Origin of the sequence: Streptomyces abikoensis (assembly GCF_014648775.1) — a bacterium.
Taxonomy (GTDB): domain Bacteria; phylum Actinomycetota; class Actinomycetes; order Streptomycetales; family Streptomycetaceae; genus Streptomyces; species Streptomyces abikoensis.
Genome location: NZ_BMRT01000004.1, coordinates 199,041 through 217,847, shown reverse-complemented (window position 1 = coordinate 217,847; position 18,807 = coordinate 199,041). Strand labels below are relative to the sequence as shown.

The window sequence follows — 18,807 nt, the reverse complement described above, 5'->3', positions numbered from 1 at the left end:
CGAAGACCCCCAGTCGATCAAGACTGGGGGTCTTTGACATCTACGGATGACATCAACGAGGGCGGCGCCCGAGCATCCGGTCCATGTGCGCGATGGCGTCGCGCTTCAGCTCATCCGGCACATGGGTGTAGACGTCCATGGTCACGCTGATCTTGCTGTGCCCGAGGATCTCCATCGCCACGCGCGGGTGCACATTGCCGACGGCGAGGAGCGTGGCGGCGCCGTGTCGGGCGTCATGGACGCGGATGCGGGGAAGGCCGGCCCTGTCGGTGAGCCGGTAGAACGAGCGCAGGACGTTGCTGCCCTCGATCGGGCGACCGGTGCGCGTGGTGAACACCAGGTCCGTCTCGTGCCAGGACGACCCGGCCTTGACCCGCATGGCCTCTTGCCGCAGACGCTGCCACCGCAGTGGGGCGACGCAGAGTAAGGGAAGTGGCAGTGTGCGCTTGCGACGGTTCTTGGTGTCGTCCTCATAGTTCTCACCCATGACCCGCTGACGTTGCTTGAGCACTTGCAGCGTCCGGCTCTCGAAGTCGATGTCCTGCCACCGAAGGCCGACAAGCTCTCCGCGTCGCAGACCCAGACCGATGGCCAGCATGAACGCCGCATAGAGCGGATCACGGCGGGCGGTCAGGATGAAGTCCGCTGTCTGCCCCAGCGTCCAGACCCGTCCTTCGTAGGGGCTTACCTTTGGGGCTTCGACCAGCTTGACCACGTTCCGCGTGATCAGCTCCTCACGGCACGCTGCCGACAAGGCAGAGCGAAGCACACGGTGTGACTCCCGCGCGGTCGCGGCAGTCGCGGCTGCTGTGATCTCTTTGAGAGCTCTCCTGACATCCCGCGCGCTGAGCTTCTCAAGGGTCTTCTTGCCCAGCCTGGGGACCAGGTAGAGACGGACGTGCATCTCGTACTTCGAGTAGGTCGTCGGCTTTCGGTGCGGCTTGATGATGTTGTCCAGCCAGTACGGCAGCCACTCGGACAGCTTCGCGGACCGTGTCGGCACCGGTACGCCGTTGTCGACCTTGTTGAGCAGCTCACGACGCTTGGCATCGCACTCGGCCCACGTCTTTCCGTACGCGAACTTGCGAGCACGGGTTCCGTCGGGCTGGAGCACATAGACGGCGGCTTGATACCTGCCGTCCTTGCGCTTGGTGATCGTGCCCGCACCGTTGGGGTTCCGCTTGCGCTGAGAGGCCATCAGGCAGCCTCCTCGATCAGGTCGAGGATGAAGGTGCGTACCGCGTCGGCGGGGATGCGGCGGGCGCCGTCGACCTTGATGGATGCCAGGCGGCGGGAGCGGATCAGGTCATAGACCTTGGAGCGTCCGAGCCGGAGCAGTGCCATGGCCTCTGGCACGGTCAGCAGCTCGATGTGGGTGGTGGTCATGCGGCGGCTCCTTCCGGCGGGCGTGGGTCGTACGAGGCTTCGCGGGCGGTCTCGCGGTTGAGGCGGATGGCTTCGGCGATTCCGGCGGCGAGGGCGGATTCGCCAGGGGTGTGGCCGTGTCCGGCGTACTGCCAGTCGGCGAGGACGAGAGTGGTGTCCGGGCCGTTGTCGGGCAGGCCGAGGGCGCGTCGTTGCTGGGCGGCGCGGTAGTCAGCGCGGATCTGACGGAGGGCGCCGAGGGTGGTGGAGTACTGGCGGGACTTGGTGGAGAAGTGGCCCCGGAAGCCGAGCATGTGGGCCCAGGCCCAGAGCCGGCAGTCGGGGTATGCCTGGTCGAGGTCCCAGCAGGCCCGGATGAGGCGGCGGGTGTGGCCGGGCAGGGCGGGGTGATGATCGAGTTCGGCGAGTTCGCCGATGCGGCGGTCGAGGATGCCGGTGGTCTCGGCGGCTTTGGTCGCGTACTTGGCGACGTAGGAGGCGACGGCCTGTTCGGTGATGTCGTGGCCGGTGTCGAAGGCTTGGATGGGCCGGATGTCGAGCTGGGTGCCCCAGCGCAGCGTCCAGCCCGGGTAGCCGGATTCGTCGTCCGGGGGGACTTTGACGGTGGTGTAGGGGTGGGCGACGGCGGCGCGGATCGCGTCGGTGAGCAGGTCGACGGTGGCCCAGCGGGGCGGACCGGTGAGGGGTCCGAGGGGGCCGTCGAGGCGGATGACGGCGTGGAAGTGGACGGCGCCGCGCTTCTGGAACTCGGCGACCTTGCCGAAGGAGACCCGCAGGAAGGCGGGGAATTCGCGCTGGGTCAGTCCGATGCGCTGGGCGATCTCGCGGCGGAGGCGGCGGGTGAAGCGGGCCCATAGTTCCCCGGCGTGGTTGTTGAACATCACGGCGGCCGCGTAGTCGTAGGTGTCCGGGTCGAGTGGGGTGCCGAGCGTCGGGTCGTCGTCGCGGTGGTGGGTGCCGCAGCGGCAGCGTCCGGTGGCGGGCTGGTTGTGGACGGGCCCGAAGGACGGGGCGGTGAGTGTGACGAAGAGGCGGGGGTGGTCGCGGACGGCGGCGGGGATGTTCTTGGTGTCGTCGCCGACGAGTCCGGCGCGGATGAGGTGGTAGGTGTCCCCGGCGTAGAGCCAGGCGCAGGAAGGGCAGCGGGAGGCCCGGCGGTTGCCGCAGGCGATGCGCAGCCGTCCGCCGGGTTCGGTGTCGGTGCTGTAGCGGTGGAGGATCTCGCCGGTGGTCGTGTCCCGGGTGGCGGTCCAGCCGCGCAGGTGGATGGGGTCGGCGCAGCCTCCGGTACGGCGGATCTGTTCTTTCCAGCGGTCGAAGTCGGGGGCCGAGGCCACCCTGAGCAGGTCGCCCAGGGTGGTCGGGTCGAGCAGGTCAGGCACGGGCCGCCTCCAGCGCTTCGCAGATGCGGGGGTGGGTCAGCAGGGGTGCCGACGGGGTCCACAGGCGGTCGGTTCCGCCGGGGCAGGGCACCGGCCGGACCAGGGGGATCACGGTGGTCAGGCGCCAGTGCCAGCGCTCGTGGGCGGACCACAGGGTGCAGTAGCCGTCATCGGGGTGGCAGTCCTCCAGCAGGGCCACGGCGAGGATCGCGGTGGAGGGCAGGGGGCGGCGCAGGAACGGGCGGGTCAGGGGCAGGTTCCACGCGGTGTGATCGGTGTTCGGTCCGGCGTGGACCAGGACGACGCCCCGGTAGTCGGTCTGCTGGGTGCGGTTGTCGATGCGCTTGGTGCCGTAGGCGATGCAGCTCGCCCAGGGCTGTCGCAGGGTCAGTACGCGAACGTCGGTGTGGTTCATCAGGGCCGCCCGCCATTCCGGGGACGCAGAGGCATGCCGCGACGCTCCCAGGGACGATCCGTCTTGTCCGGGCAGGACTTGCCGTGGTCGTCCCAGTTCTTGACCAGCCCCTGGACTTGGCTCACGCCGGTGGCTTCGACGGTCTTGCCGCAGTGGCAGGCGTAAGCGGCGCGGGGAGTGTCGCCACGGTCTTCGGGAACGCAGTTGGTGAGCTCAAGGCCGCTCGGGCTGGGGGGAAATTCGGGTCGACGCTCGTCACCGGCGGGGGCGTAGACGTACAGGCCGGGGTCGTCGCGGGTGGGCTTACGCATGTTCGCTGTCCCCCTTCTCGCGGGAGTGGGTGTCGTACCAGCGCTCCGCGCAGACCTTGTGAACGGGCTTTCCGCGATCGGAGCGCAGGGGAGTCGGCTTGCCGCAGCACACGCACGGCTTGTCGCCGCTGTGGTCGAAGTGCTTGTGGTCGCGCCAGTCCAGGAGCGTCACCGGGCCACCTCCTGGCGGTCGAGGAGCGAACCGGTGATGGCTTCGGCGAGGGCGGAGATGAGGATCTCGGCGACGGGCGGGGTGACGGCGCCGGAGGAGGAGCCGCCCGCACCGCAGAAGAAGTCGATGTAGGTCAGCACGTCGCACCCGCCTCGGTCCGGGCCGAACGGCGCGTGGTGCCGGTGCCCCGGCAGGACGGGCAGAGGGCGGTGACCGTCTCGCGGTGACCGGCCGGGGTGCGGCTTCCGGTGGTGACGGCGACGGCCGAAAAGCCATCGCAGTCGGAGCAGCGGCGGCGTAAGGCGTGAGCGTGCTCGGGCATGATGGGGTTCTCCCTTTGCTGATTGAGGTGAAGGGGGCTCGGGTCCTCGGGGCGGCGGAAACTTGGCGGTTGAGGCCGCCCCGGGGATCGCTTAGCGCTTGCTCTGGTCGTTGAGGATCGAGCGGGCGACCAGCGCGACCACGGCGAGCGAGCCGGCCGTGATGGAGATGGCGAGGAACATCCCGACCAGGACCGTGCCGATGACGAGCACGGCAGCGGTGCCCGCACCGATGGCGGCGACCGTGGCACCGGCCGTCAGGTGCACTCCCCCACGAACCACCGAGGTCGGGGCGGGGGCGTGGTGCTGGCAGACGACCGGGGCGACCGGCTGCACGTCGAGCTCAGCCGAGGAGTCGTCCAGCGGGACGAGGGTGCGGTTGAGCGTGGGGTTGGTCGGGACTTTCGGGCGCAACATCGGGTGCCTCTCTTCTGCGAATTGCGGTTACTTGGAGCCGCCGAGGACGGAGGCGCCACCGTTGAGGCCGGAGCCGATCAGGCTGCCGAAGAAGCTGTGGGCCAGGAGGAACCCGGCGATCAGCAGTACGGCGACCATCCAGGCCGGGACGCGGGTGAGCTTGACGCCGAGGTAGGCGGCGATGGCGATGGCGAACCAGAGCGGGACGTTCATGACGGGGCTCCTTCTGGTCGAGCCGGTCAGCGGGGCGAGCAGCGGTGGTTCTGGGCGGCGAGTTCGGCGGCGGAGCGGTTGAGGTACTCGCCCGACCAGTTGCAGCCCGGGGCCGTGCAGGTGGCCGTGTGGGCGGTCCGGCCGTGGCGGTCGACGTGGGTGGCGACCTGGACCTGTCCGACCTGGTCGTGGTTCCAGAAGCGTTTGCGGCGCATGAGTGTTCATCCCTTCTGTGGGCTTAGGTGAGTTGAGCGGCGATGGCTTCGGCCATGGGCACCGGGACACCGAGGCGGGCGCGCAAGGTCTCGGCGTCGATCGGCTGGCCGGTCGAGGCGGTGTAGGCGTCGGCGATCTTCCGGGCGTGGGCCACGAGCGCGGCCGGGGCCGTCAGGGCAGGCGCGGGAAGCGTCGGGGCGGGGGCCGCCGGTTCGAGCACTGTCTCCTCGGCCTGAGCGGCTTCCGGCTGGGGCTCGTCGGCCGGGGGTTCCTCCGATGCGGGCGCCTCGGTCGGTTCCTCCGGCGCCAGGGTGGTGGTCGGCTCGGGCAGCGGTTCGTCGGTGGGGCGGGGTGCGTGGGCCAGGAGGGTGCCGCCGAGGAAGGCAGCGGCGGGCCAGCCGGCCACGAGCATCCGCAGCCAGGCGGGCGGGTGTGCCAGGTCGAGGAATCCGGCGGTCGCCACGTTGGCGCCGAGCGAGGCCACCAGGGCGATGAGGAACCATGCCCACCCGAGCCGGGTGCCGGATCCGGAGCGCAGGCGGCGCCAGGCGGCAACGAGGAGCAGGTCGACGGAGACCGGGTAAGCCCAGCCTTTCCATCCGTCCTGTCCGGCGGCTTGGGCGATGTCGTGCAGGTGGGCGAAGGACAGGGCCCCGGCGATCACCGCTTGCACGAGCACCAGGTCGAGGCGGGGCGGTCGGGTCATCGCACGGTCCTCCTTCCAAAGGAGTGGGGCGGCCCCCGGGGCCGGGCGGCGGGATGATGTGCCGTCCGGCCCCGGGTGGGTCAGCCAGTGGCTTCGCCGGATCCCATGCAGGTCAGGCAGAGGGCTTCCTGCCGATCGGAGCTGTCGCGCTTCTTGCGACCCCCGACCTTGAACGTTTCCGAGACCCGTCCCTCACGGCAGTCAGGGCAGGGCTCTTTGGCCGTCTTGCCGCGAGAGCTCTTACGAGTGGCCACGTCGATCACCTGTCATGGTGGTGAGAGGGGTAGCCGTGGCCCTCGGGCGGATAGTCGTCCCATTCCTTGGCCGCAAACTCCGCGACGCTGGAGGAGTAGAGGACCGCACCGAACTCCGAGTCATGGTTGGGGTCGCTGAGGTAGTCACCGATCTGATGTGCCAGGTGGGCGTGAAGACTGTTGTCCGCGAACCTCGCCTCGTACTCCGTGCTCATAGTGGTCACCGGTCCTTTCCGGGGTAGTCGTGGCCCTCGGGCGGGTATTCGCCTCGACGCTCACGGCGGCCCTGCTCGACCATCGAGCCGACGATGACCGAGGCGAATTCGATGTCGGCTCCGATCTGTTCGGCGTAGTCGCAGGCGCTCTGTGTGATGCGGGCGCTGCGGTCGTAGTCGTCGGTACGTCGGGACACAGCGATCTCCTTCCGGGATCAGGCATGGGCGGGGTAGGGACCTGGCGCGATGCGGTCGCGCCGACCGGTGGATCAGGGATGGTCAGAGCTGAAGTGCTCCCCGTCACCGCCCGACAGGAGCCGGGCGGATCAGGCAACCGTCAGATCTAGTTGTTGCGGCGGGAGGCGTTGAATTCCTCCTCGGTCAGCCGGATCCACTCCTCCAGGGAGTGGTCGGCGCTGGCCTGCCACTTCTTGGCGCTCTCCTCCATGCCCCACTTACGGGCACGGTCCCGGCACTTGAGGTCGTTCTCCTGCACGGTCAGAGCCTCATCCGAGTTCTTGAACCGACGAGCCATGAGCTTCTCCTCTTGTTGTCACGCCCGGTTTCGGGCATGGGCGGGGTAGGGACCTGGCGCGATGCGGTCGCGCCGACCGGTGGAGCGGGGGTGGGTCAGGCGGTCTCGAACACCGGGACCGCTTCTTCGCCCGGGGTGGGATCGGTGGCCGGGCGGAAGGAGGCCAGGGCCGGGAGGTCCGGTGTCAGGTGCGCGTACCGGACGCAGGCGGCGGTGGCGTCGTGGAGCGAGGTGAAGGGGCTGCGGATGACCGTCCAGCCGCCGGAGGAGTCGCCGGCCACGGCTTCCCCGGGGCGGTCTTCCGCGATCCTCGTTGCCGCCACCACGGCAGCGGCACTGATGTCGGCCAGGGCCATCTTGGCGGTGCCCTCATCATTGACGCGGTGGACCGTACGACCGGAGAGCTGCGCCCGTAGAGCGGTGGCGCCCTTGCCGAGTTCGGAGCCGAAGCGCTGTCCGCACACCTCGAGGTAGATCGCGGCGGCGCGGCCGAGCTGGCCGAGACGGATCAACTGCGTGATCATGTGGTCCCGCCGCTTCTCCTCGGCAGCCGTGGCCACGAGGAAGAGTTCCGCGACTTCATCGATGATCACGACGACCGGGACGGGACGGATGTCCTCGGGAAGACCCCAGACATCGGAGGTGATCTCTTCCGGAGGCGTATCTGGTGCAAGGTGCTGGGCGGCGCGGATCAAGTCGTAGCGCTCGGTCATCTCGGTCACGAGGACGTCCAGCAGGACGCCAGCCTCCTCGGGAGTACAGGCCAGGGCTGACAGGCGCGGGGCGAAGGGCGAGAACTCCACCCCCCACTTGCAGTCGATGCCGACCAGGGCCACTGGCTTGGACGCCAGCCGTTTGATCAGTCCTCGGAGGTAGACGGACTTACCCGAGTCGGTCGCGCCGATCGTCAGCTCATGCGGGGTGGTCCGGTAGTCCCTCCAGTGCGGCAGGCCATCGGAGCGCAGCGAGACCGGCACCCGCAGCAGTCCTTCGGGAAGCCCCTTGGGCATCACCACCGACCGCAGTACGTCATAGGCGATCAGCCGGATCTCCACCCACCCTGGCTTGACCGACCGGACATAGGCGCCATGCGCCCGCCAGGAGTGCCGCAGCCGCTCCGAGGCGACCACGAAGTCGTGAAGCTCTTGCCCGGGCTGCATCCGGATCCGCAGGATCATCCCGGTCCGGGTAACCCGCACCCGTCGCAGCTTCGGGATCAGCCGCGTCGGCTCACGATCGGCCACCCTGGCCAGCCACAGCCGAAGCCGTGTCGGCCGCTCGGTCAGCCCGCACGCCTCCATCACGGACCGGTAGGTGACCAGCACCCGCACCAGCGTGATCAGCGCACCGACGCTCAGCCAGTACCAGACCGGCCGCAGCCGCCGCAGAACCAGCAGCCCCACACCCGCCAGCCCGAGAGCCACGAGTAAGAGGACGTCCCCGGCACTCACGGCGCTCAGCCCTTGCCGTTGGACGCGGCGACCGGCACGTTCGCCATCACAGCGGCAGCCCGGTAGCTGATGCCGTGACCGTTGTTGTTCTCCCACGGCCGCGCCACCAGACCCGGCAGAGCCACCGGCATACCCGGCACCAGGGCCTCAGCAATCCCATCCTCCGGAACCACGATCGTGACCGCGTCCGGCTTACCGTCCACAATGACGGCTACATTCACGTTGAACAGCGCCTGATCAGTGGCGCGGTCCCGGGCGATCTCCCCGGTCTCCCTGTTCTTGACCTTCTTCTCCGGCTGTTGGATCAGCATCAGCGTCATCTGTGAGGTGTCCACGGGGATTTGGCGCATCTGACTTCTCCTGCTTTTCGAGGGGGTGCTGACTTTTCGTCGGCACCATCAGGAAACCGCCAGAGGTAGTGGACACATCACGGTCCGTATGGACGTTTGGGGACGTCTCCGCTACCGTCAAAACGTCCCGGCGTCCCTCGGAAGGGCACGGCACCATGGCGAACGAGCGCTTACGCGCGGCGATCTCAGTAAAGAACGAGACCATTCAATCGTTGGCCGATCACGTCGGAGTTGATCCAAAGAGCGTCGAACGCTGGATCACGACAGGTCGCACACCGCACCGGGGCCACAGGTGGAAAGCCGCCAGTTTCCTCGGTGTTGATGAGCTCTACCTGTGGCCGAGCGTTGAGAAGCAGGTGGAAACGGCCAGCTCATCAGAGCTCGTCACCTACTACCCTCACCGAGGGGCGGTGCCTGCCTCGCTGTGGTCTTCCCTGATCGATAAGACCAAGAGTCAACTGGAAATCCTCGTGTACGCCGGTCTCTTCCTCTTCGACAGCCACCCAGACCTGCCTGATCAACTCGCGGAGAAAGCCAAGGCAGGGGCCGCAATCCGCATCCTCCTCGGTGACCCCGACTCCGAGATGGTGCGGCAGCGTGGTGAGGAGGAAGGCATCGGAGGGGATCTCGCTGCCCGCGCACGCATCACGCGGCGCTACCTCGAACCGGCCATGACGACGCCCGGGATCGAGGTGCGGCTACACGACACCATCCTCTACAACTCGATCTACCGGTTCGATGACGACGTCCTGGTAAACCCGCATGTCCTTGGGGCGCCGGCCGGTCAGAACCCAGTGCTGCACTTCCGCTACATCCCCGGAGCCCGCACGTTCCGCCACTACTTGAAGAGCTTCGACTACGCGTGGGAGCGGGCCACCCGGGCCTAGGGTTACCGCGCCATGGTCCGTGGGACGCTAGGCACATGGCTCGCGTCGATTACTTCAATGATCCGAACGCTCCGGAAGCGAACAGCATCGTTCCTTCAGTGACCGTTGTCGCACGGAACGACGCTGGGGAAGTCCTGTTGATCCACAAAACAGACAACGACCTATGGGCGCTGCCAGGCGGTGGGGTGGACGTAGGTGAATCCGCTGTGGACGCTGCTGTTCGAGAGACCTGGGAAGAAACCGGGTTCAACATCGAAGTGACCGGCCTCGTCGGGTTGTATACCAACCCAGCCCATGTCATGGCCTACGACGACGGGGAAGTGCGCCAGCAGTTCTCTATCTGCTTCACCGCACGGATCACCGGCGGAGCACTGAGGACGAGCAGCGAGAGCAAGGAAGTTGCCTTCATTCACCCTCACAAGCTGAACGAGTTGAACATTCACCCTTCGATGCGTATGAGGATCGATCACGGCCTGTCGGACCGTTCCACCCCTTACTTGGGCTGATCCGAGAGGCGCTGGTGGGTTCTCTCAACAGCAGCGGCGAGATAGGGGTGTGCGTTACTGATCGCGGTGTGGACCGCGCTTCCAGGCTCGTAGCGAATCAAGATCTCGCGCATGCGCTGTTCGAAGGAGAAGCGCTGCCCCGAGGGGCCCGTCGTCATGTCCGCGAAGATTAGTGCATCCAGAAGCGGACTGTCCTCACGTTCGTACTGCGCCAGTTCTGCAGTCAGGCCACGTTGTTCGGCCTCGTAGACCGCACCGGAGTGATGGGCAACGAGTCGAACCAACCGGAGAGGTGCTCCCAGTGCCTCTAGATGGCGGGCACCGTCGAGTGGATGAAACCCGGTTTCACGCAGCTCTGGCGCGTACCCGATGTCATGGAGCCAAGCTGCAGCCACGAGCAGACCACGTTCGTCCGCAGGTACGGCAGGACTTGCCTCGCTGGCACGCTCCGCCACTGCCTGGGTATGAAGCCACCTGTTCCCGAGCGGAGGCAACATCGATCCGGCCAGTTCTTCGGCTCCGAGAGGTGTGTCAAGTGCGAGCGGCATGCATCGCACCGTAGCCCAGGACCGTGGGACTCGGACAGCATCACCCGACCCACAGGGTAGGCCGGCGACCCTGCCATAGCCTCGGATGGCTGGCTCGCCCCGGTTGTGCGCTGGCCTGTCATGATGGACGTCAGCTCACCTGAGGACGCTGGTTTCGCTGCCTTCAGGCTTCCAGCCAGGCGCTTCGGTGGCGGGCGATCGTATAAAGGGTCTCGATCTCCTCTGGAGAAAGCCTCCCCGACATCGGGCCGAGAGTAGCCATCTTCCGTTGTTCCCATACCCGCACGTCGGTGAGGGTGGAAGCCGACTCCAAATCCGAGACGCCGACGAAGACCAAGACGGGCTGAACCTGAACCGTCGTGCCGCTGTGGGACTCCAGCACGCGCTGTACTCGTCGCGCCTCGGCTCGGACCTTGCGTGTGTACGGCTGCCATGGGCCGTGGTTGACCCTGGCAGAGTCATTGCCGACCCAAACGCTCTTCCCTCGGTGGTTCTTGGTATTGATGTTGAAGACCCCGCCCGGGCCTATCAGCAGGTGATCTATGTCCACCGAGTTCGGCAAGGGGATCGAGTGCAAGGCTCGCCAGCCCTGGCCGGATAAACGCTCAAGCTCACGTCCGACCCGTCGCTCGCCCGTCAGTCCCACGCGCCATGAGTCCCACTCGGAGTCGCGACGTAGGAGCCAGGAGAGGAAGCGTTCGAACGGGTTCGGCCCCTCGGACGCGAGCTTCTCCCTCAGCAGCTCCCCCGCGCGGTTGCGAGCTAGATCAAGATCTGGCGTGAGGGGCGGCAACAAAGGCCGCTGAGTCCGCTGCACCTTCGGCAGGTCACCGTTCGGGTGCGTCCTGTATGGAGCCAGAGCCTCAAGCGCCGCAGGCCCATACTCCTCTCGAAGGATCTTGACCTCATCTGTCGTGCGATCGAGCCACGCCACGGCCACGCCATCTGGCAGCACCGCAAAAACGCGGTCTCGCCCGGGCTGGTTCCCCTCCACGATCCTTAGCTCATCCACACGAGCCCCCCCCAGCTTCGTGTCATCCCCGCCCATATGGCAGCAGCCAGGACCCATGACCACAAGACGGCCTGCCCGGTCAAAGTTTCTCTACTCCATCAAGGCTCCCGGCTCCGCTGTCGCTCCGCCGGGCGCGCTGCGGCTCCGGTCGCGCTGCCGCTCCTGCCTTCGGCCCGCTCCGCGCGCCTGCGCCTCTGCGCGCCCTCAGACGACACGGCCAGGACCAGAAGAGAGAAGCGCCAGCCGGTGGGGGGTCCGGGCGGCTCCGGGGCTTTACCCACCTCCCCGGCTCGGGTCCCGCGTCGAGCAAGGCCAGGGGGCCACTCGTGCACATTGCGGGCAGGGGTGAAGCCTGCCCGAGTTGCCAACCAGCGTACGGCCCCCTGACCATGCTCGACCCCAACCCGGGCAGGACACCGGCCAAAGCCCCGGAGCCGCCCTCGACTTCGATGTCGAAGCAGCGGCAGTCGTTCAAGAAGCGCCTTCGCACCCTCGCTTCGTTGCTCATTAGAGCAAGGCGCTCCCGGGGATCGGGATCGGACTAGCGGTACTCACTCAGACGCCGGAGGAACCTCTTGAGCGTGGTCGACAGCTCTTGTGGGTTCTCGATGGCCTCCACTGGGATCCGGTCGACATACGCGATCCCAGCATCCCGGAGCAAATGATCACGCGTTGTGTCCATGGCTCGCCGCGCGCGATGATTCGGACCGTCGATCTCCAGCACACCGGCCCGGCCTCTGTAGGTCACGAGCAGATCGGGCTCCCAGGTGTGACCCGGAACCCTGCCGTTGGGCAGCGGAAAAATCGAAATGGTTTCCTCCGAAGGAAGCTCCTTCTCCTGCATGTACTTGAGAGCCTGGTACACACGCCGCTCGCCAGCATTCGTGAACGCGAGTCGATCCAGTACCCACTGGGGCTTCTCGGGCATGGTGCGCCGTGCTTGATTAGTCGGCCGATCAGCGCTCATCATCTCTTGCAGTCGCTGGCGCCAGTCTGGGCCAACCTGTGGCAAGGTCTCACGGAAGCCGATCCACGTCACGCCGTAGCCGAGGCGGTTGCTGACTCGCTCGAACGCATCTGTGAGGCGTTCCCTTGCTTCGCTGGTGAAAGCCGCTTCGTCACCCGGGTCGATCTCAAGCCATAGATCATTCGTCTGTGAGTCCCCGTCATACTCGATGACTGCGGTGCGGACACGTAGGAGCAAGTTCAGGTGCGCGGAGTCACCTCGTTGAAACAGAAGCGCCGCCATGTGGCCAAGGAGCGAGTCCGCCATGGCACGCTGTTTCTCTTCGCCCGTGGTCCATGGGTCGTTGATGATCTCCTCGTACGTGCGAGCGTGCTGCGGGGTGCTAGACCCCTCTTCACGCGTCGGCTGCTCCGCCAATGCCCCTCCCTAGGTCTCGCGCCTCAGTGGGAAGGTACCTGACACCTCTGACAATGGGAGCTGGATCATGCCTAAATGCTCGCGTGAGGGCCTAGGGGCGAGCGATGGGCCCACGGATGCCTGAAAGACCCCGAGACCTGTCAGCGGATCACGTGCACGAGACGGGAAACAGCGGGGCAGTAGAGAAGTACGGCAACCGCCTCGCCCCCGGTCGACCATCACGAACTCTGGACGCCCACCAGACATGTCCGGGAATCCTTAGCGACCGCTATGCTCGTAGGTTCGCATCGAGGGCAGCCTGACATCGACGCTTGACACCAACGAGGGCGGATGCGTCCGGACGCTAGCGGATCGCTACGGAGCGCGAATCGAGGCGTGGGGCCCCAACGCGGCGCGATTCGGCGTTCGGATCGAACTTACAAAGCGGATGTCGGCGGTTCAAATCCGTCTGTGCCCACGTGTACGAAGGCCCCCAGCCGGTCACGGCTGGGGGCCTTCGGCGTCTCCACGGCGGCTACCCGGCGGGATCGTGGGTGATCAGGTCTCCCGGCTGGCACCGGAGGACCTCGCAGATCCTCGACAGGGTCGAGAAGCGGATGGCCTTGGCCCGCCCGTTCTTGAGCACGGACAGGTTGACGACGGTGATGCCCACCTGTGCCGACAGCTCGGTGAGCGTCATGCCGCGCTCGGCGAGGATCCGGTCGAGATGGATCCGGATCGAGTGGAGTTCCTCTTCGGGCATCAGATGGTCCCTTCGAGGTCCTCTCGCATTCGCACGCCCTGGCGCATGATCTTCCCCATTATCACCGCGGCGAGGCCGGCGAGGACCAGCGCCATCGACCCGGAGACCTCCGGCCCGGAACCCACGATCGGCGCCATGCTCCCGACGAGCCAGGACTGCGACCAGCCGACGACCAGCCCGGCCAGCGGCGTGCCCACCGCCACGAACCAGCCGAGGACGGAGAGCCGTTGCGCCACCGTGTCGGTGAACGGCCCCTGCCGCACGACGGCCCTCATCAGCCGGGAGAAGAGCAGCAGTGTGAGGGAGGCGAACAGCAGCCAGGGCAGCCGGCCGCCGAGGTCGGCGGCGCGCTGGCCCGCGGAGGGGCTGTCCTGGCAGAGGCGCTCGGTGCTGGCGGAAGCCGTCACGCCCTTGACGGTCGGCAGGCTGCCTTCCAGCGAGGCGTTGCGCCAGAAGTGCGTCTCCACGCAGACCGCCCCGTCGTCGAGCATGTGCGTGACCCCCGTGCCGGCGAAGGCGAGCCCGAAGAGCACCGCCAGCGCGAAGGTGACCGAGGCCAGGGTCCTCGTGAGTCGTGTGTTCACAGCGTCCACCCCTATCGTTTTTCGATATGCCGGAGACTAGGGGACCATATCGATATTCGACAAGTCGGGGGTCGTCGGGACCGCTCCGCGACCGGGTGGCACGATGGGGCCGGACGGTCGAGGTCGTAGCGGGCGAACGGGGAGGAGTCCGGCATGGAGGCGCGTCACGGGCCGAGGGCGTGGGTGCTGGGTGTCGCGGCGCTCCTCGCCTGGTTCCTCTACGTCACCTGGGTCGCCGCACCGTTCCTCGCCGTCGCGAGTGCGGTGGCTTCCGTGCGCGAGGTCCGCGCGGTCCGGCCGGACGGGGGCGGCGGGCGGAAGGGGGCGGCCGCGGGCGTCGTGGTGGCGGGGCTGGCCGTGCTGGTCAGCGGGTTCGGGGTCTGCGCGCTGGTGGGGATGGGCCGGTGAGGCGGGAAGCGGCCGCTCAGTGACTGCCCACCGACGGCAGGAGGGGGCTGCCGTTGCGGTCCAGCCAGGTGCGGTACGTGGGGCTGGCCTCGGCCGCGGCCACGTAGGAGGCCATCAAGTCGCCGTAGAGCGCGTCCAGTTCGCGCAGCGGTAAGGAGCCGTGGCGGGACGCCAGGGAGAGCTGGGCGGTGAGCGGGTCGCCGGCGAGGGGGCGGATCACCGTGCCGGGGGCCGGGTCGGCGGTGGGCTGGCAGGGGCGTACGGCCTCGCCGGAGGCGACGAGGTCGGCGGCCGTGGTGTTGTCGCGGACGTGGACGAGGCGGGGGTCCAGACCGGTGGCCGTGAAGACCCGGCGCAGGGCCGCGGCCTCCTCGTCCGCCGTCGGGTCGACGATCCAGGCGTCGTGGGCGAGCTCGGCGAGCCGGACCAGCGGCCGGGACGCCGCCGGATGCGCGGCGGACAGCGAGACGAAGCGCGGCTCACCGGCGATCAGCACCCGCCGCTCCACCCCCGCCGGCACGTGCAGCGGGAAGCCCGCCGCCTCGTGGACGAACGCGACGTCCAGCTGATTGGTGGCGAGCAGCTGGAGGAGGGTGTTCGAGGACACCTCTATATGGATGGTCGTATCGGTCTCCGGCAGCCGCTGGTGGATCCGGCGCAGCCAGCCCGTCACCGCCCGGCTGCCGATGCTGCCGATGCGCAGCCGCAGGCCCCCGACACCGCAGGCGGCCTCCCGCGCGGCGGTGACGAGCGCCGACATCTCCGCGATGATCGGCCGGGCCCGGGAGAGGACGGAATGGCCGAGGGGCGTGGGGCGACTTCCGGTCTGTCCCCGGGTGAACAGCAGCCCGCCGATGGTGCTCTCGATGCGGCGGAGCTGGGTGGTGAGCGAGGGCTGGGTCATGCCGAGCTGCACCGCGGCCTTCCGTACGCTTCCGGTGTCCGCGATGGCGCAAAGTGCACGGAGGTGCCTGACCTCAAGCTCCACGAGGGGGAGCATATCCGCGCCCCGTACGTCACACCAGACACATCCCGGACGCATCGGGGCAGTTGAACGGGGTGGTGCGGCGAGGGTGGCGGAGGATAGGCGATTGGATGGCGTTATGGCCAACTGGCATCATCCGCACCATTGATAACTCGTCAGAGACTCATGGGGAACAAGAGTTCACCCGGTGAACCCCTGTCGTCGCGTCCCACCTCGTGACGGCCGAAGCGGGTTCTCGGCATGAATGGAGTCCCCCACATGAATCGCTCCTCGATGGTGCTGTCGGCCGCGCTCGGCCTCGGCCTCGCCGCCGTGATGACCGCCGGACCGGCGGTGGCGGTCGACCACAGCTCCTCGCAGGCCAGCACGGTCGCCTCGCGGTCCGCCTACGTCGGCTCGGCGGCCGAACAGGCCGACAACAAGGCGTTCTTCGACGCCGTGATGAAGTCCGCGAAGGCCAAGCAGGCCGCCAACCCGCAGCTGAGCGTCGTCACGGTCACCTACGACCCGAGCAGCGCGCCGAGCTTCGCGCAGGAGATAGCCAACAGCGCCCAGATCTGGAACAGCTCCGTCCGGAACGTTCAGCTGCGCGCCGGCTCCAACGCCGACTTCAGATACTACGAGGGCAACGACTCCCGCGGTTCGTACGCCAGCACCGACGGGCACGGTCGTGGCTACATATTCCTCGACTACCAGCAGAACGAGCAGTACGACTCCACCCGCGTCACCGCGCACGAGACCGGCCACGTCCTCGGTCTGCCGGACCACTACTCCGGCCCGTGCAGCGAGCTGATGTCCGGTGGCGGCCCCGGCCCGTCCTGCACCAACCCGTACCCGAACAGCACCGAGCGCAGCCGAGTCAACCAGCTCTGGGCGAACGGCCTGAAGGCCGGCGCGCTCGACAAGGGTCTCAACAAGATCGTCCGCTGACCCCACGCCGTCGCGTCGTCGCGTAGTCGCGGTAGGGGAAAGCGCGCGGCCCGGCTCCGGGAAGGAGCCGGGCCGTGACGTCTGTAGAGGGGGCTAGGAGGTCTGGGCCTCCGGCTCCTCCGGCCGGCGCATGAGGTAGACCGCCCCGGAGCCCGCCAGGAAGAGCGCGAACACCGACACCGCCGTGCTGAGCCAGCTCGCGCCCAGCCACTGCCCGCCGAAGTAGCCCAGGCTCACGCTGTACGCGGCCCAGGTCAGGCCCGCCAGCGCGGACCAGGGGAGGAATTCGGCCACCCGGCGGTGCATCACGCCCGCGCCCAGGCTGACCACCGAGCGGCCGGCGGGCGCGAAGCGGGCGAGCACGACGAGCGGGCCGCCGCCGCGCAGCAGGGCCGCGCCCAGCCTGTCCTGGGCGGCGGTGAGGCGGCGGGAGCGGGCGATCGCGCGGTCGAAGCGGTCGCCGCCGCGCCAGGCGAGGCGGTAGGCGACCATGTCGCCCATCACCGAGGCCGTGGCGGCGCACAGCACCAGCGGGAACATGTCGGAGAAACTCGCGTGGCCATGGGCGGCGGCGTCACCGACGGCACCCGCGGCCGAGCCGGCCGCGGCGGTCGCCGCGGTGATCACCAGCACCCCGCTGGGCAGCACGGGCAGGAAGACGTCCAGGAGGACGGACAAGCCGACGATCACGTATATCCATGGGGTTCCGGCCAAGGCCCCCAACTGCTCCAGCACGTCCTGATCTCCCGGTACGGTCCCCCGCCGCGACGTCGCAGGGGAGCGGCAGGGGCGGCCTTGACAACCGTACAGCGTACGCCTGAAGTGGCCGGGAAAAGAGCGTGGGGTGCGTGATGTTGTTCGCATCACGCACCCCACGGACATGTCGGGATGTGTACCGGATGTGTCCGGTCCGGTACGGACCCGCTCGGTTCTGCCCTGCTCAGCCTGCTCGGCTGCTCGCTCAGCCCTGCTTGCCGCGGCCGAGGAAACGATCCACCGACAGCGCGCCCGGGCCGGTGAAGACCAGCAGCAGGAAGGCCCAGGCGAACATCGCGGAGGCCTCGCCGCCGTTCTGGATCGGCCACAGCGCCATGCTCTGGTGGACGTCGAAGTAGGCGTACGCCATCGAGCCGGAGGCGATGAAGGCGGCGCTGCGGGTGCCGGCGCCCAGCAGTACGAGCACGCCCGCCACCAGCTGGATCACCGCGGCGTACCAGCCCGGCCAGGTGCCGGCCGGGATCGTGCCGCCGTGGCTGCCCGCGGCGCCGCCGAGGATGCCGAAGAGCGACGCGGCACCGTGGCAGGCGAAGAGCAGGCCGACGACGACGCGGAAGAGCGACAGCGCGTACGGCCGGGCGGCGTCGAGGCGTGCGGAGAGCGTGGACTCGGCCGCGGCGGAGGTGTTCGCGCCGGCCGTCGGGGACGCGGCGGTGGGCGTGGGGGACATGGGGTGGGCTCCTCGTATCAGGTCGTATCGGGGACGGGGAAACGACGAGGGCTTCAGGTTAGGAGGACCTAATCAATGCTTGCAAGTTCAATAATTCAGTTTTGGATGATGTCACATTTTCTTGATCGGGGAATAGGGGGCGGGAGGAAGCGGGAGGGCGGGCGCGGTGACCCAGGTCACCGCGCCCGCCCCCGTCGAGATGTATCCGTCAGCAGCCGTTGAGGATGCCCGTCAGGGCGTTCTTCTCCGCGGAGTCGACGGACAGCTTGTAGGTGTGCTTCACGTCGACCCACATCCGCGCGTACGTACAGGCGTAGGACTTCAGCGGCGGCATCCACTTCGCCGGGTCCTTGTCGCCCTTCGCCCGGTTGACGCTGTTGGTCACCGCGACCAGCTGCGGGTGGGTGAGGTCGTTGGCGAACGCCTGGCGCTGCGCGTTGGTCCACTGGCTCGCGCCCGAGCGCCACGCCTCCGCGAGCGGCACGAGGTGGTCGATGTCTATGTCGGAGGCGTCGTCCCAGGTCGCGCCGTCGTACGGCGAGACCCAGGTGCCGGCGACGGCGGCGCAGCGGTCGTCCTGCTCCACGTCCTTGCCGTCGCGCTGGAGGACGACCTCGCGGGTGTTGCACTCGCCGTGCTGGGTGATCCAGTGCGGGAACTTGGCGCGGCTGTAGCCGGTCATCGGCCCCTCGGAGGCGACCGTCAGCTGGCCCAGGTAGGCGCGGGCGGTGGCGCCGTCGACCGGGGCGGGCGGCGCGGCCTGGGCCGCCGGTCCGTTCAGCACGAGCGTGCCGACCAGGGCGGCGAGGCCTGCCGCGATGGCGGAGCGACGCGCGTAGACGCTGGGCATGGGAACTCCCTTGGTGGTGGAGGGGGTACGGGCCGCTGGAGCGCGGCCAGCTTGCTGGTGGCGGAGGTACGGGGGGTGGTCGCCAGATGTCAGGATGGCGACGCGCGCATGTCAAAGCAAGGCTTTCCGGAAGGGAGTTGATGGGGAATCACCCATTCCGTGGCGCGCGGGCGTACCTCGC

30 protein-coding genes are annotated in these 18,807 nt (G+C 68.1%); 4 read left to right on the top strand and 26 right to left on the bottom strand.

From position 1 onward, the window contains the following. Positions 1-52: 52 nt before the first annotated feature. The 17 genes from IE096_RS15030 to IE096_RS14950 form a co-directional block, all read right to left on the bottom strand. Positions 53-1,198, bottom strand: a complete 1,146-nt coding sequence (locus tag IE096_RS15030) for a site-specific integrase (RefSeq protein ID WP_189451967.1) — start codon at positions 1,196-1,198, stop codon at positions 53-55. Beyond that, positions 1,198-1,386, bottom strand: a complete 189-nt coding sequence (locus IE096_RS15025) for a helix-turn-helix domain-containing protein (protein ID WP_189451966.1) — start codon at positions 1,384-1,386, stop codon at positions 1,198-1,200. Before IE096_RS15025 ends, IE096_RS15030 begins: the two co-directional genes overlap by 1 nt. Further along, positions 1,383-2,768: a replication initiator protein RepSA gene (gene repSA / locus IE096_RS15020; RefSeq protein ID WP_189451965.1), complete on the bottom strand. Its 1,386-nt coding sequence runs from the start codon at positions 2,766-2,768 to the stop codon at positions 1,383-1,385. Before repSA ends, IE096_RS15025 begins: the two co-directional genes overlap by 4 nt. Then, positions 2,761-3,183, bottom strand: coding sequence for an ASCH domain-containing protein (locus tag IE096_RS15015; protein WP_189451964.1), 423 nt, complete (start codon positions 3,181-3,183; stop codon positions 2,761-2,763). The genes repSA and IE096_RS15015 overlap by 8 nt, the downstream gene beginning before the upstream one ends. After that, entirely contained in the window at positions 3,183-3,494 is a 312-nt protein-coding gene (locus IE096_RS15010; RefSeq protein WP_189451963.1) for a hypothetical protein, read from the bottom strand. Before IE096_RS15010 ends, IE096_RS15015 begins: the two co-directional genes overlap by 1 nt. After that, positions 3,487-3,666, bottom strand: a complete 180-nt coding sequence (locus IE096_RS15005) for a hypothetical protein (protein ID WP_189451962.1) — start codon at positions 3,664-3,666, stop codon at positions 3,487-3,489. The genes IE096_RS15010 and IE096_RS15005 overlap by 8 nt, the downstream gene beginning before the upstream one ends. Further along, positions 3,663-3,806, bottom strand: coding sequence for a hypothetical protein (locus IE096_RS15000; RefSeq protein WP_189451961.1), 144 nt, complete (start codon positions 3,804-3,806; stop codon positions 3,663-3,665). Before IE096_RS15000 ends, IE096_RS15005 begins: the two co-directional genes overlap by 4 nt. Beyond that, positions 3,800-3,988, bottom strand: coding sequence for a hypothetical protein (locus IE096_RS14995; RefSeq protein ID WP_189451960.1), 189 nt, complete (start codon positions 3,986-3,988; stop codon positions 3,800-3,802). The genes IE096_RS15000 and IE096_RS14995 overlap by 7 nt, the downstream gene beginning before the upstream one ends. A 91-nt stretch (positions 3,989-4,079) precedes the next feature. Continuing rightward, the gene (locus IE096_RS14990; protein WP_189451959.1) at positions 4,080-4,403 is read right to left on the bottom strand and encodes a SpdD-like protein; all 324 of its coding nucleotides are present in this window, start codon (positions 4,401-4,403) and stop codon (positions 4,080-4,082) included. A gap of 27 nt (positions 4,404-4,430) precedes the next feature. Further along, entirely contained in the window at positions 4,431-4,616 is a 186-nt protein-coding gene (locus IE096_RS14985) for a hypothetical protein (protein WP_189451958.1), read from the bottom strand. Between the two features lie 26 nt (positions 4,617-4,642). Then, positions 4,643-4,831 carry a mobile element transfer protein gene (locus tag IE096_RS14980; protein WP_189451957.1) on the bottom strand — a complete coding sequence of 63 codons (189 nt, stop codon included), beginning with the start codon at positions 4,829-4,831 and terminating at the stop codon, positions 4,643-4,645. 23 nt (positions 4,832-4,854) lie between these two features. Next, entirely contained in the window at positions 4,855-5,538 is a 684-nt protein-coding gene (locus tag IE096_RS14975) for a DUF2637 domain-containing protein (RefSeq protein WP_189451956.1), read from the bottom strand. A 259-nt stretch (positions 5,539-5,797) separates the two neighbouring features. Next, positions 5,798-6,007 (bottom strand): hypothetical protein, encoded by a 210-nt coding sequence (locus IE096_RS14970; protein ID WP_189451955.1) that lies wholly within the window; start codon positions 6,005-6,007, stop codon positions 5,798-5,800. 5 nt (positions 6,008-6,012) lie between these two features. After that, complete coding sequence (locus tag IE096_RS14965; protein WP_189451954.1) at positions 6,013-6,204, bottom strand: hypothetical protein; 192 nt, start codon at positions 6,202-6,204, stop codon at positions 6,013-6,015. A gap of 146 nt (positions 6,205-6,350) precedes the next feature. Continuing rightward, entirely contained in the window at positions 6,351-6,542 is a 192-nt protein-coding gene (locus IE096_RS14960; protein WP_189451953.1) for a hypothetical protein, read from the bottom strand. A gap of 95 nt (positions 6,543-6,637) precedes the next feature. Further along, positions 6,638-8,002, bottom strand: coding sequence for an FtsK/SpoIIIE domain-containing protein (locus IE096_RS14955; RefSeq protein WP_189452800.1), 1,365 nt, complete (start codon positions 8,000-8,002; stop codon positions 6,638-6,640). Continuing rightward, positions 7,999-8,343 carry an SCO3933 family regulatory protein gene (locus tag IE096_RS14950; RefSeq protein WP_189451952.1) on the bottom strand — a complete coding sequence of 115 codons (345 nt, stop codon included), beginning with the start codon at positions 8,341-8,343 and terminating at the stop codon, positions 7,999-8,001. The genes IE096_RS14955 and IE096_RS14950 overlap by 4 nt, the downstream gene beginning before the upstream one ends. A 155-nt stretch (positions 8,344-8,498) precedes the next feature. Between IE096_RS14950 and IE096_RS14945 the strand changes: the two genes are divergently transcribed. Together IE096_RS14945 and IE096_RS14940 are read left to right on the top strand one after the other, a co-directional pair. Beyond that, positions 8,499-9,230, top strand: a complete 732-nt coding sequence (locus IE096_RS14945) for an XRE family transcriptional regulator (RefSeq protein ID WP_126915220.1) — start codon at positions 8,499-8,501, stop codon at positions 9,228-9,230. A 35-nt stretch (positions 9,231-9,265) separates the two neighbouring features. Continuing rightward, positions 9,266-9,736 (top strand): NUDIX hydrolase, encoded by a 471-nt coding sequence (locus tag IE096_RS14940; protein WP_189451951.1) that lies wholly within the window; start codon positions 9,266-9,268, stop codon positions 9,734-9,736. Here the strand turns inward: IE096_RS14940 and IE096_RS14935 are convergent. The 5 genes from IE096_RS14935 to IE096_RS14915 form a co-directional block, all read right to left on the bottom strand. After that, positions 9,724-10,284: an HD domain-containing protein gene (locus IE096_RS14935; protein WP_189451950.1), complete on the bottom strand. Its 561-nt coding sequence runs from the start codon at positions 10,282-10,284 to the stop codon at positions 9,724-9,726. The two genes, IE096_RS14940 and IE096_RS14935, sit on opposite strands and share 13 nt — an antisense overlap. 163 nt (positions 10,285-10,447) lie before the next feature. Beyond that, positions 10,448-11,278 carry a nuclease-related domain-containing protein gene (locus tag IE096_RS14930; protein WP_229820210.1) on the bottom strand — a complete coding sequence of 277 codons (831 nt, stop codon included), beginning with the start codon at positions 11,276-11,278 and terminating at the stop codon, positions 10,448-10,450. Positions 11,279-11,837: 559 nt separating this feature from the next. After that, on the bottom strand, positions 11,838-12,680 hold the full coding sequence (locus IE096_RS14925) for a hypothetical protein (protein ID WP_189451948.1): 843 nt from the start codon (positions 12,678-12,680) through the stop codon (positions 11,838-11,840). 514 nt (positions 12,681-13,194) lie between these two features. Continuing rightward, on the bottom strand, positions 13,195-13,422 hold the full coding sequence (locus tag IE096_RS14920) for a helix-turn-helix domain-containing protein (RefSeq protein ID WP_189451947.1): 228 nt from the start codon (positions 13,420-13,422) through the stop codon (positions 13,195-13,197). Then, positions 13,422-14,006, bottom strand: coding sequence for a DUF2975 domain-containing protein (locus IE096_RS14915; RefSeq protein WP_189451946.1), 585 nt, complete (start codon positions 14,004-14,006; stop codon positions 13,422-13,424). The genes IE096_RS14920 and IE096_RS14915 overlap by 1 nt, the downstream gene beginning before the upstream one ends. A gap of 153 nt (positions 14,007-14,159) precedes the next feature. Between IE096_RS14915 and IE096_RS14910 the strand changes: the two genes are divergently transcribed. Then, a complete protein-coding gene (locus tag IE096_RS14910; RefSeq protein ID WP_189451945.1) occupies positions 14,160-14,414 on the top strand; it encodes a hypothetical protein in 255 nt (84 codons plus the stop codon). A 16-nt stretch (positions 14,415-14,430) separates the two neighbouring features. Here the strand turns inward: IE096_RS14910 and IE096_RS14905 are convergent, their stop codons facing one another. Then, positions 14,431-15,414 carry a LysR family transcriptional regulator gene (locus IE096_RS14905; RefSeq protein WP_189451944.1) on the bottom strand — a complete coding sequence of 328 codons (984 nt, stop codon included), beginning with the start codon at positions 15,412-15,414 and terminating at the stop codon, positions 14,431-14,433. Between the two features lie 243 nt (positions 15,415-15,657). On the opposite strand from IE096_RS14905, the gene snpA reads away from it, so the two are divergent. Beyond that, on the top strand, positions 15,658-16,329 hold the full coding sequence (snpA, locus tag IE096_RS14900) for a snapalysin (RefSeq protein ID WP_189451943.1): 672 nt from the start codon (positions 15,658-15,660) through the stop codon (positions 16,327-16,329). Positions 16,330-16,422: 93 nt separating this feature from the next. On the opposite strand, the gene IE096_RS14895 is transcribed toward snpA, so the two are convergent. The 3 genes from IE096_RS14895 to IE096_RS14885 form a co-directional block, all read right to left on the bottom strand. Further along, positions 16,423-17,064 (bottom strand): DedA family protein, encoded by a 642-nt coding sequence (locus tag IE096_RS14895; RefSeq protein WP_189451942.1) that lies wholly within the window; start codon positions 17,062-17,064, stop codon positions 16,423-16,425. Between the two features lie 226 nt (positions 17,065-17,290). Continuing rightward, positions 17,291-17,776 carry a DoxX family protein gene (locus IE096_RS14890; RefSeq protein ID WP_189451941.1) on the bottom strand — a complete coding sequence of 162 codons (486 nt, stop codon included), beginning with the start codon at positions 17,774-17,776 and terminating at the stop codon, positions 17,291-17,293. 208 nt (positions 17,777-17,984) lie between these two features. Further along, positions 17,985-18,626: an HNH endonuclease family protein gene (locus tag IE096_RS14885; RefSeq protein WP_189451940.1), complete on the bottom strand. Its 642-nt coding sequence runs from the start codon at positions 18,624-18,626 to the stop codon at positions 17,985-17,987. Positions 18,627-18,807 lie beyond the last annotated feature (181 nt).

Excerpts from the sequence above, each read along its gene's own strand:
- IE096_RS15030 (WP_189451967.1), bottom strand. The coding sequence starts at position 1,198 with ATGGCCTCTCAGCGCAAGCGGAACCCCAACGGTGCGGGCACGATCACC.
- IE096_RS15025 (WP_189451966.1), bottom strand. The coding sequence starts at position 1,386 with ATGACCACCACCCACATCGAGCTGCTGACCGTGCCAGAGGCCATGGCA.
- IE096_RS15015 (WP_189451964.1), bottom strand. The coding sequence starts at position 3,183 with ATGAACCACACCGACGTTCGCGTACTGACCCTGCGACAGCCCTGGGCG.
- IE096_RS15010 (WP_189451963.1), bottom strand. The coding sequence starts at position 3,494 with ATGCGTAAGCCCACCCGCGACGACCCCGGCCTGTACGTCTACGCCCCC.
- IE096_RS14995 (WP_189451960.1), bottom strand. The coding sequence starts at position 3,988 with ATGCCCGAGCACGCTCACGCCTTACGCCGCCGCTGCTCCGACTGCGAT.
- IE096_RS14990 (WP_189451959.1), bottom strand. The coding sequence starts at position 4,403 with ATGTTGCGCCCGAAAGTCCCGACCAACCCCACGCTCAACCGCACCCTC.
- IE096_RS14985 (WP_189451958.1), bottom strand. The coding sequence starts at position 4,616 with ATGAACGTCCCGCTCTGGTTCGCCATCGCCATCGCCGCCTACCTCGGC.
- IE096_RS14980 (WP_189451957.1), bottom strand. The coding sequence starts at position 4,831 with ATGCGCCGCAAACGCTTCTGGAACCACGACCAGGTCGGACAGGTCCAG.
- IE096_RS14975 (WP_189451956.1), bottom strand. The coding sequence starts at position 5,538 with ATGACCCGACCGCCCCGCCTCGACCTGGTGCTCGTGCAAGCGGTGATC.
- IE096_RS14970 (WP_189451955.1), bottom strand. The coding sequence starts at position 6,007 with ATGAGCACGGAGTACGAGGCGAGGTTCGCGGACAACAGTCTTCACGCC.
- IE096_RS14960 (WP_189451953.1), bottom strand. The coding sequence starts at position 6,542 with ATGGCTCGTCGGTTCAAGAACTCGGATGAGGCTCTGACCGTGCAGGAG.
- IE096_RS14950 (WP_189451952.1), bottom strand. The coding sequence starts at position 8,343 with ATGCGCCAAATCCCCGTGGACACCTCACAGATGACGCTGATGCTGATC.
- IE096_RS14945 (WP_126915220.1), top strand. The coding sequence starts at position 8,499 with ATGGCGAACGAGCGCTTACGCGCGGCGATCTCAGTAAAGAACGAGACC.
- IE096_RS14940 (WP_189451951.1), top strand. The coding sequence starts at position 9,266 with ATGGCTCGCGTCGATTACTTCAATGATCCGAACGCTCCGGAAGCGAAC.
- IE096_RS14935 (WP_189451950.1), bottom strand. The coding sequence starts at position 10,284 with ATGCCGCTCGCACTTGACACACCTCTCGGAGCCGAAGAACTGGCCGGA.
- IE096_RS14920 (WP_189451947.1), bottom strand. The coding sequence starts at position 13,422 with ATGCCCGAAGAGGAACTCCACTCGATCCGGATCCATCTCGACCGGATC.
- IE096_RS14910 (WP_189451945.1), top strand. The coding sequence starts at position 14,160 with ATGGAGGCGCGTCACGGGCCGAGGGCGTGGGTGCTGGGTGTCGCGGCG.
- IE096_RS14905 (WP_189451944.1), bottom strand. The coding sequence starts at position 15,414 with ATGCTCCCCCTCGTGGAGCTTGAGGTCAGGCACCTCCGTGCACTTTGC.
- snpA (WP_189451943.1), top strand. The coding sequence starts at position 15,658 with ATGAATCGCTCCTCGATGGTGCTGTCGGCCGCGCTCGGCCTCGGCCTC.
- IE096_RS14890 (WP_189451941.1), bottom strand. The coding sequence starts at position 17,776 with ATGTCCCCCACGCCCACCGCCGCGTCCCCGACGGCCGGCGCGAACACC.
- IE096_RS14885 (WP_189451940.1), bottom strand. The coding sequence starts at position 18,626 with ATGCCCAGCGTCTACGCGCGTCGCTCCGCCATCGCGGCAGGCCTCGCC.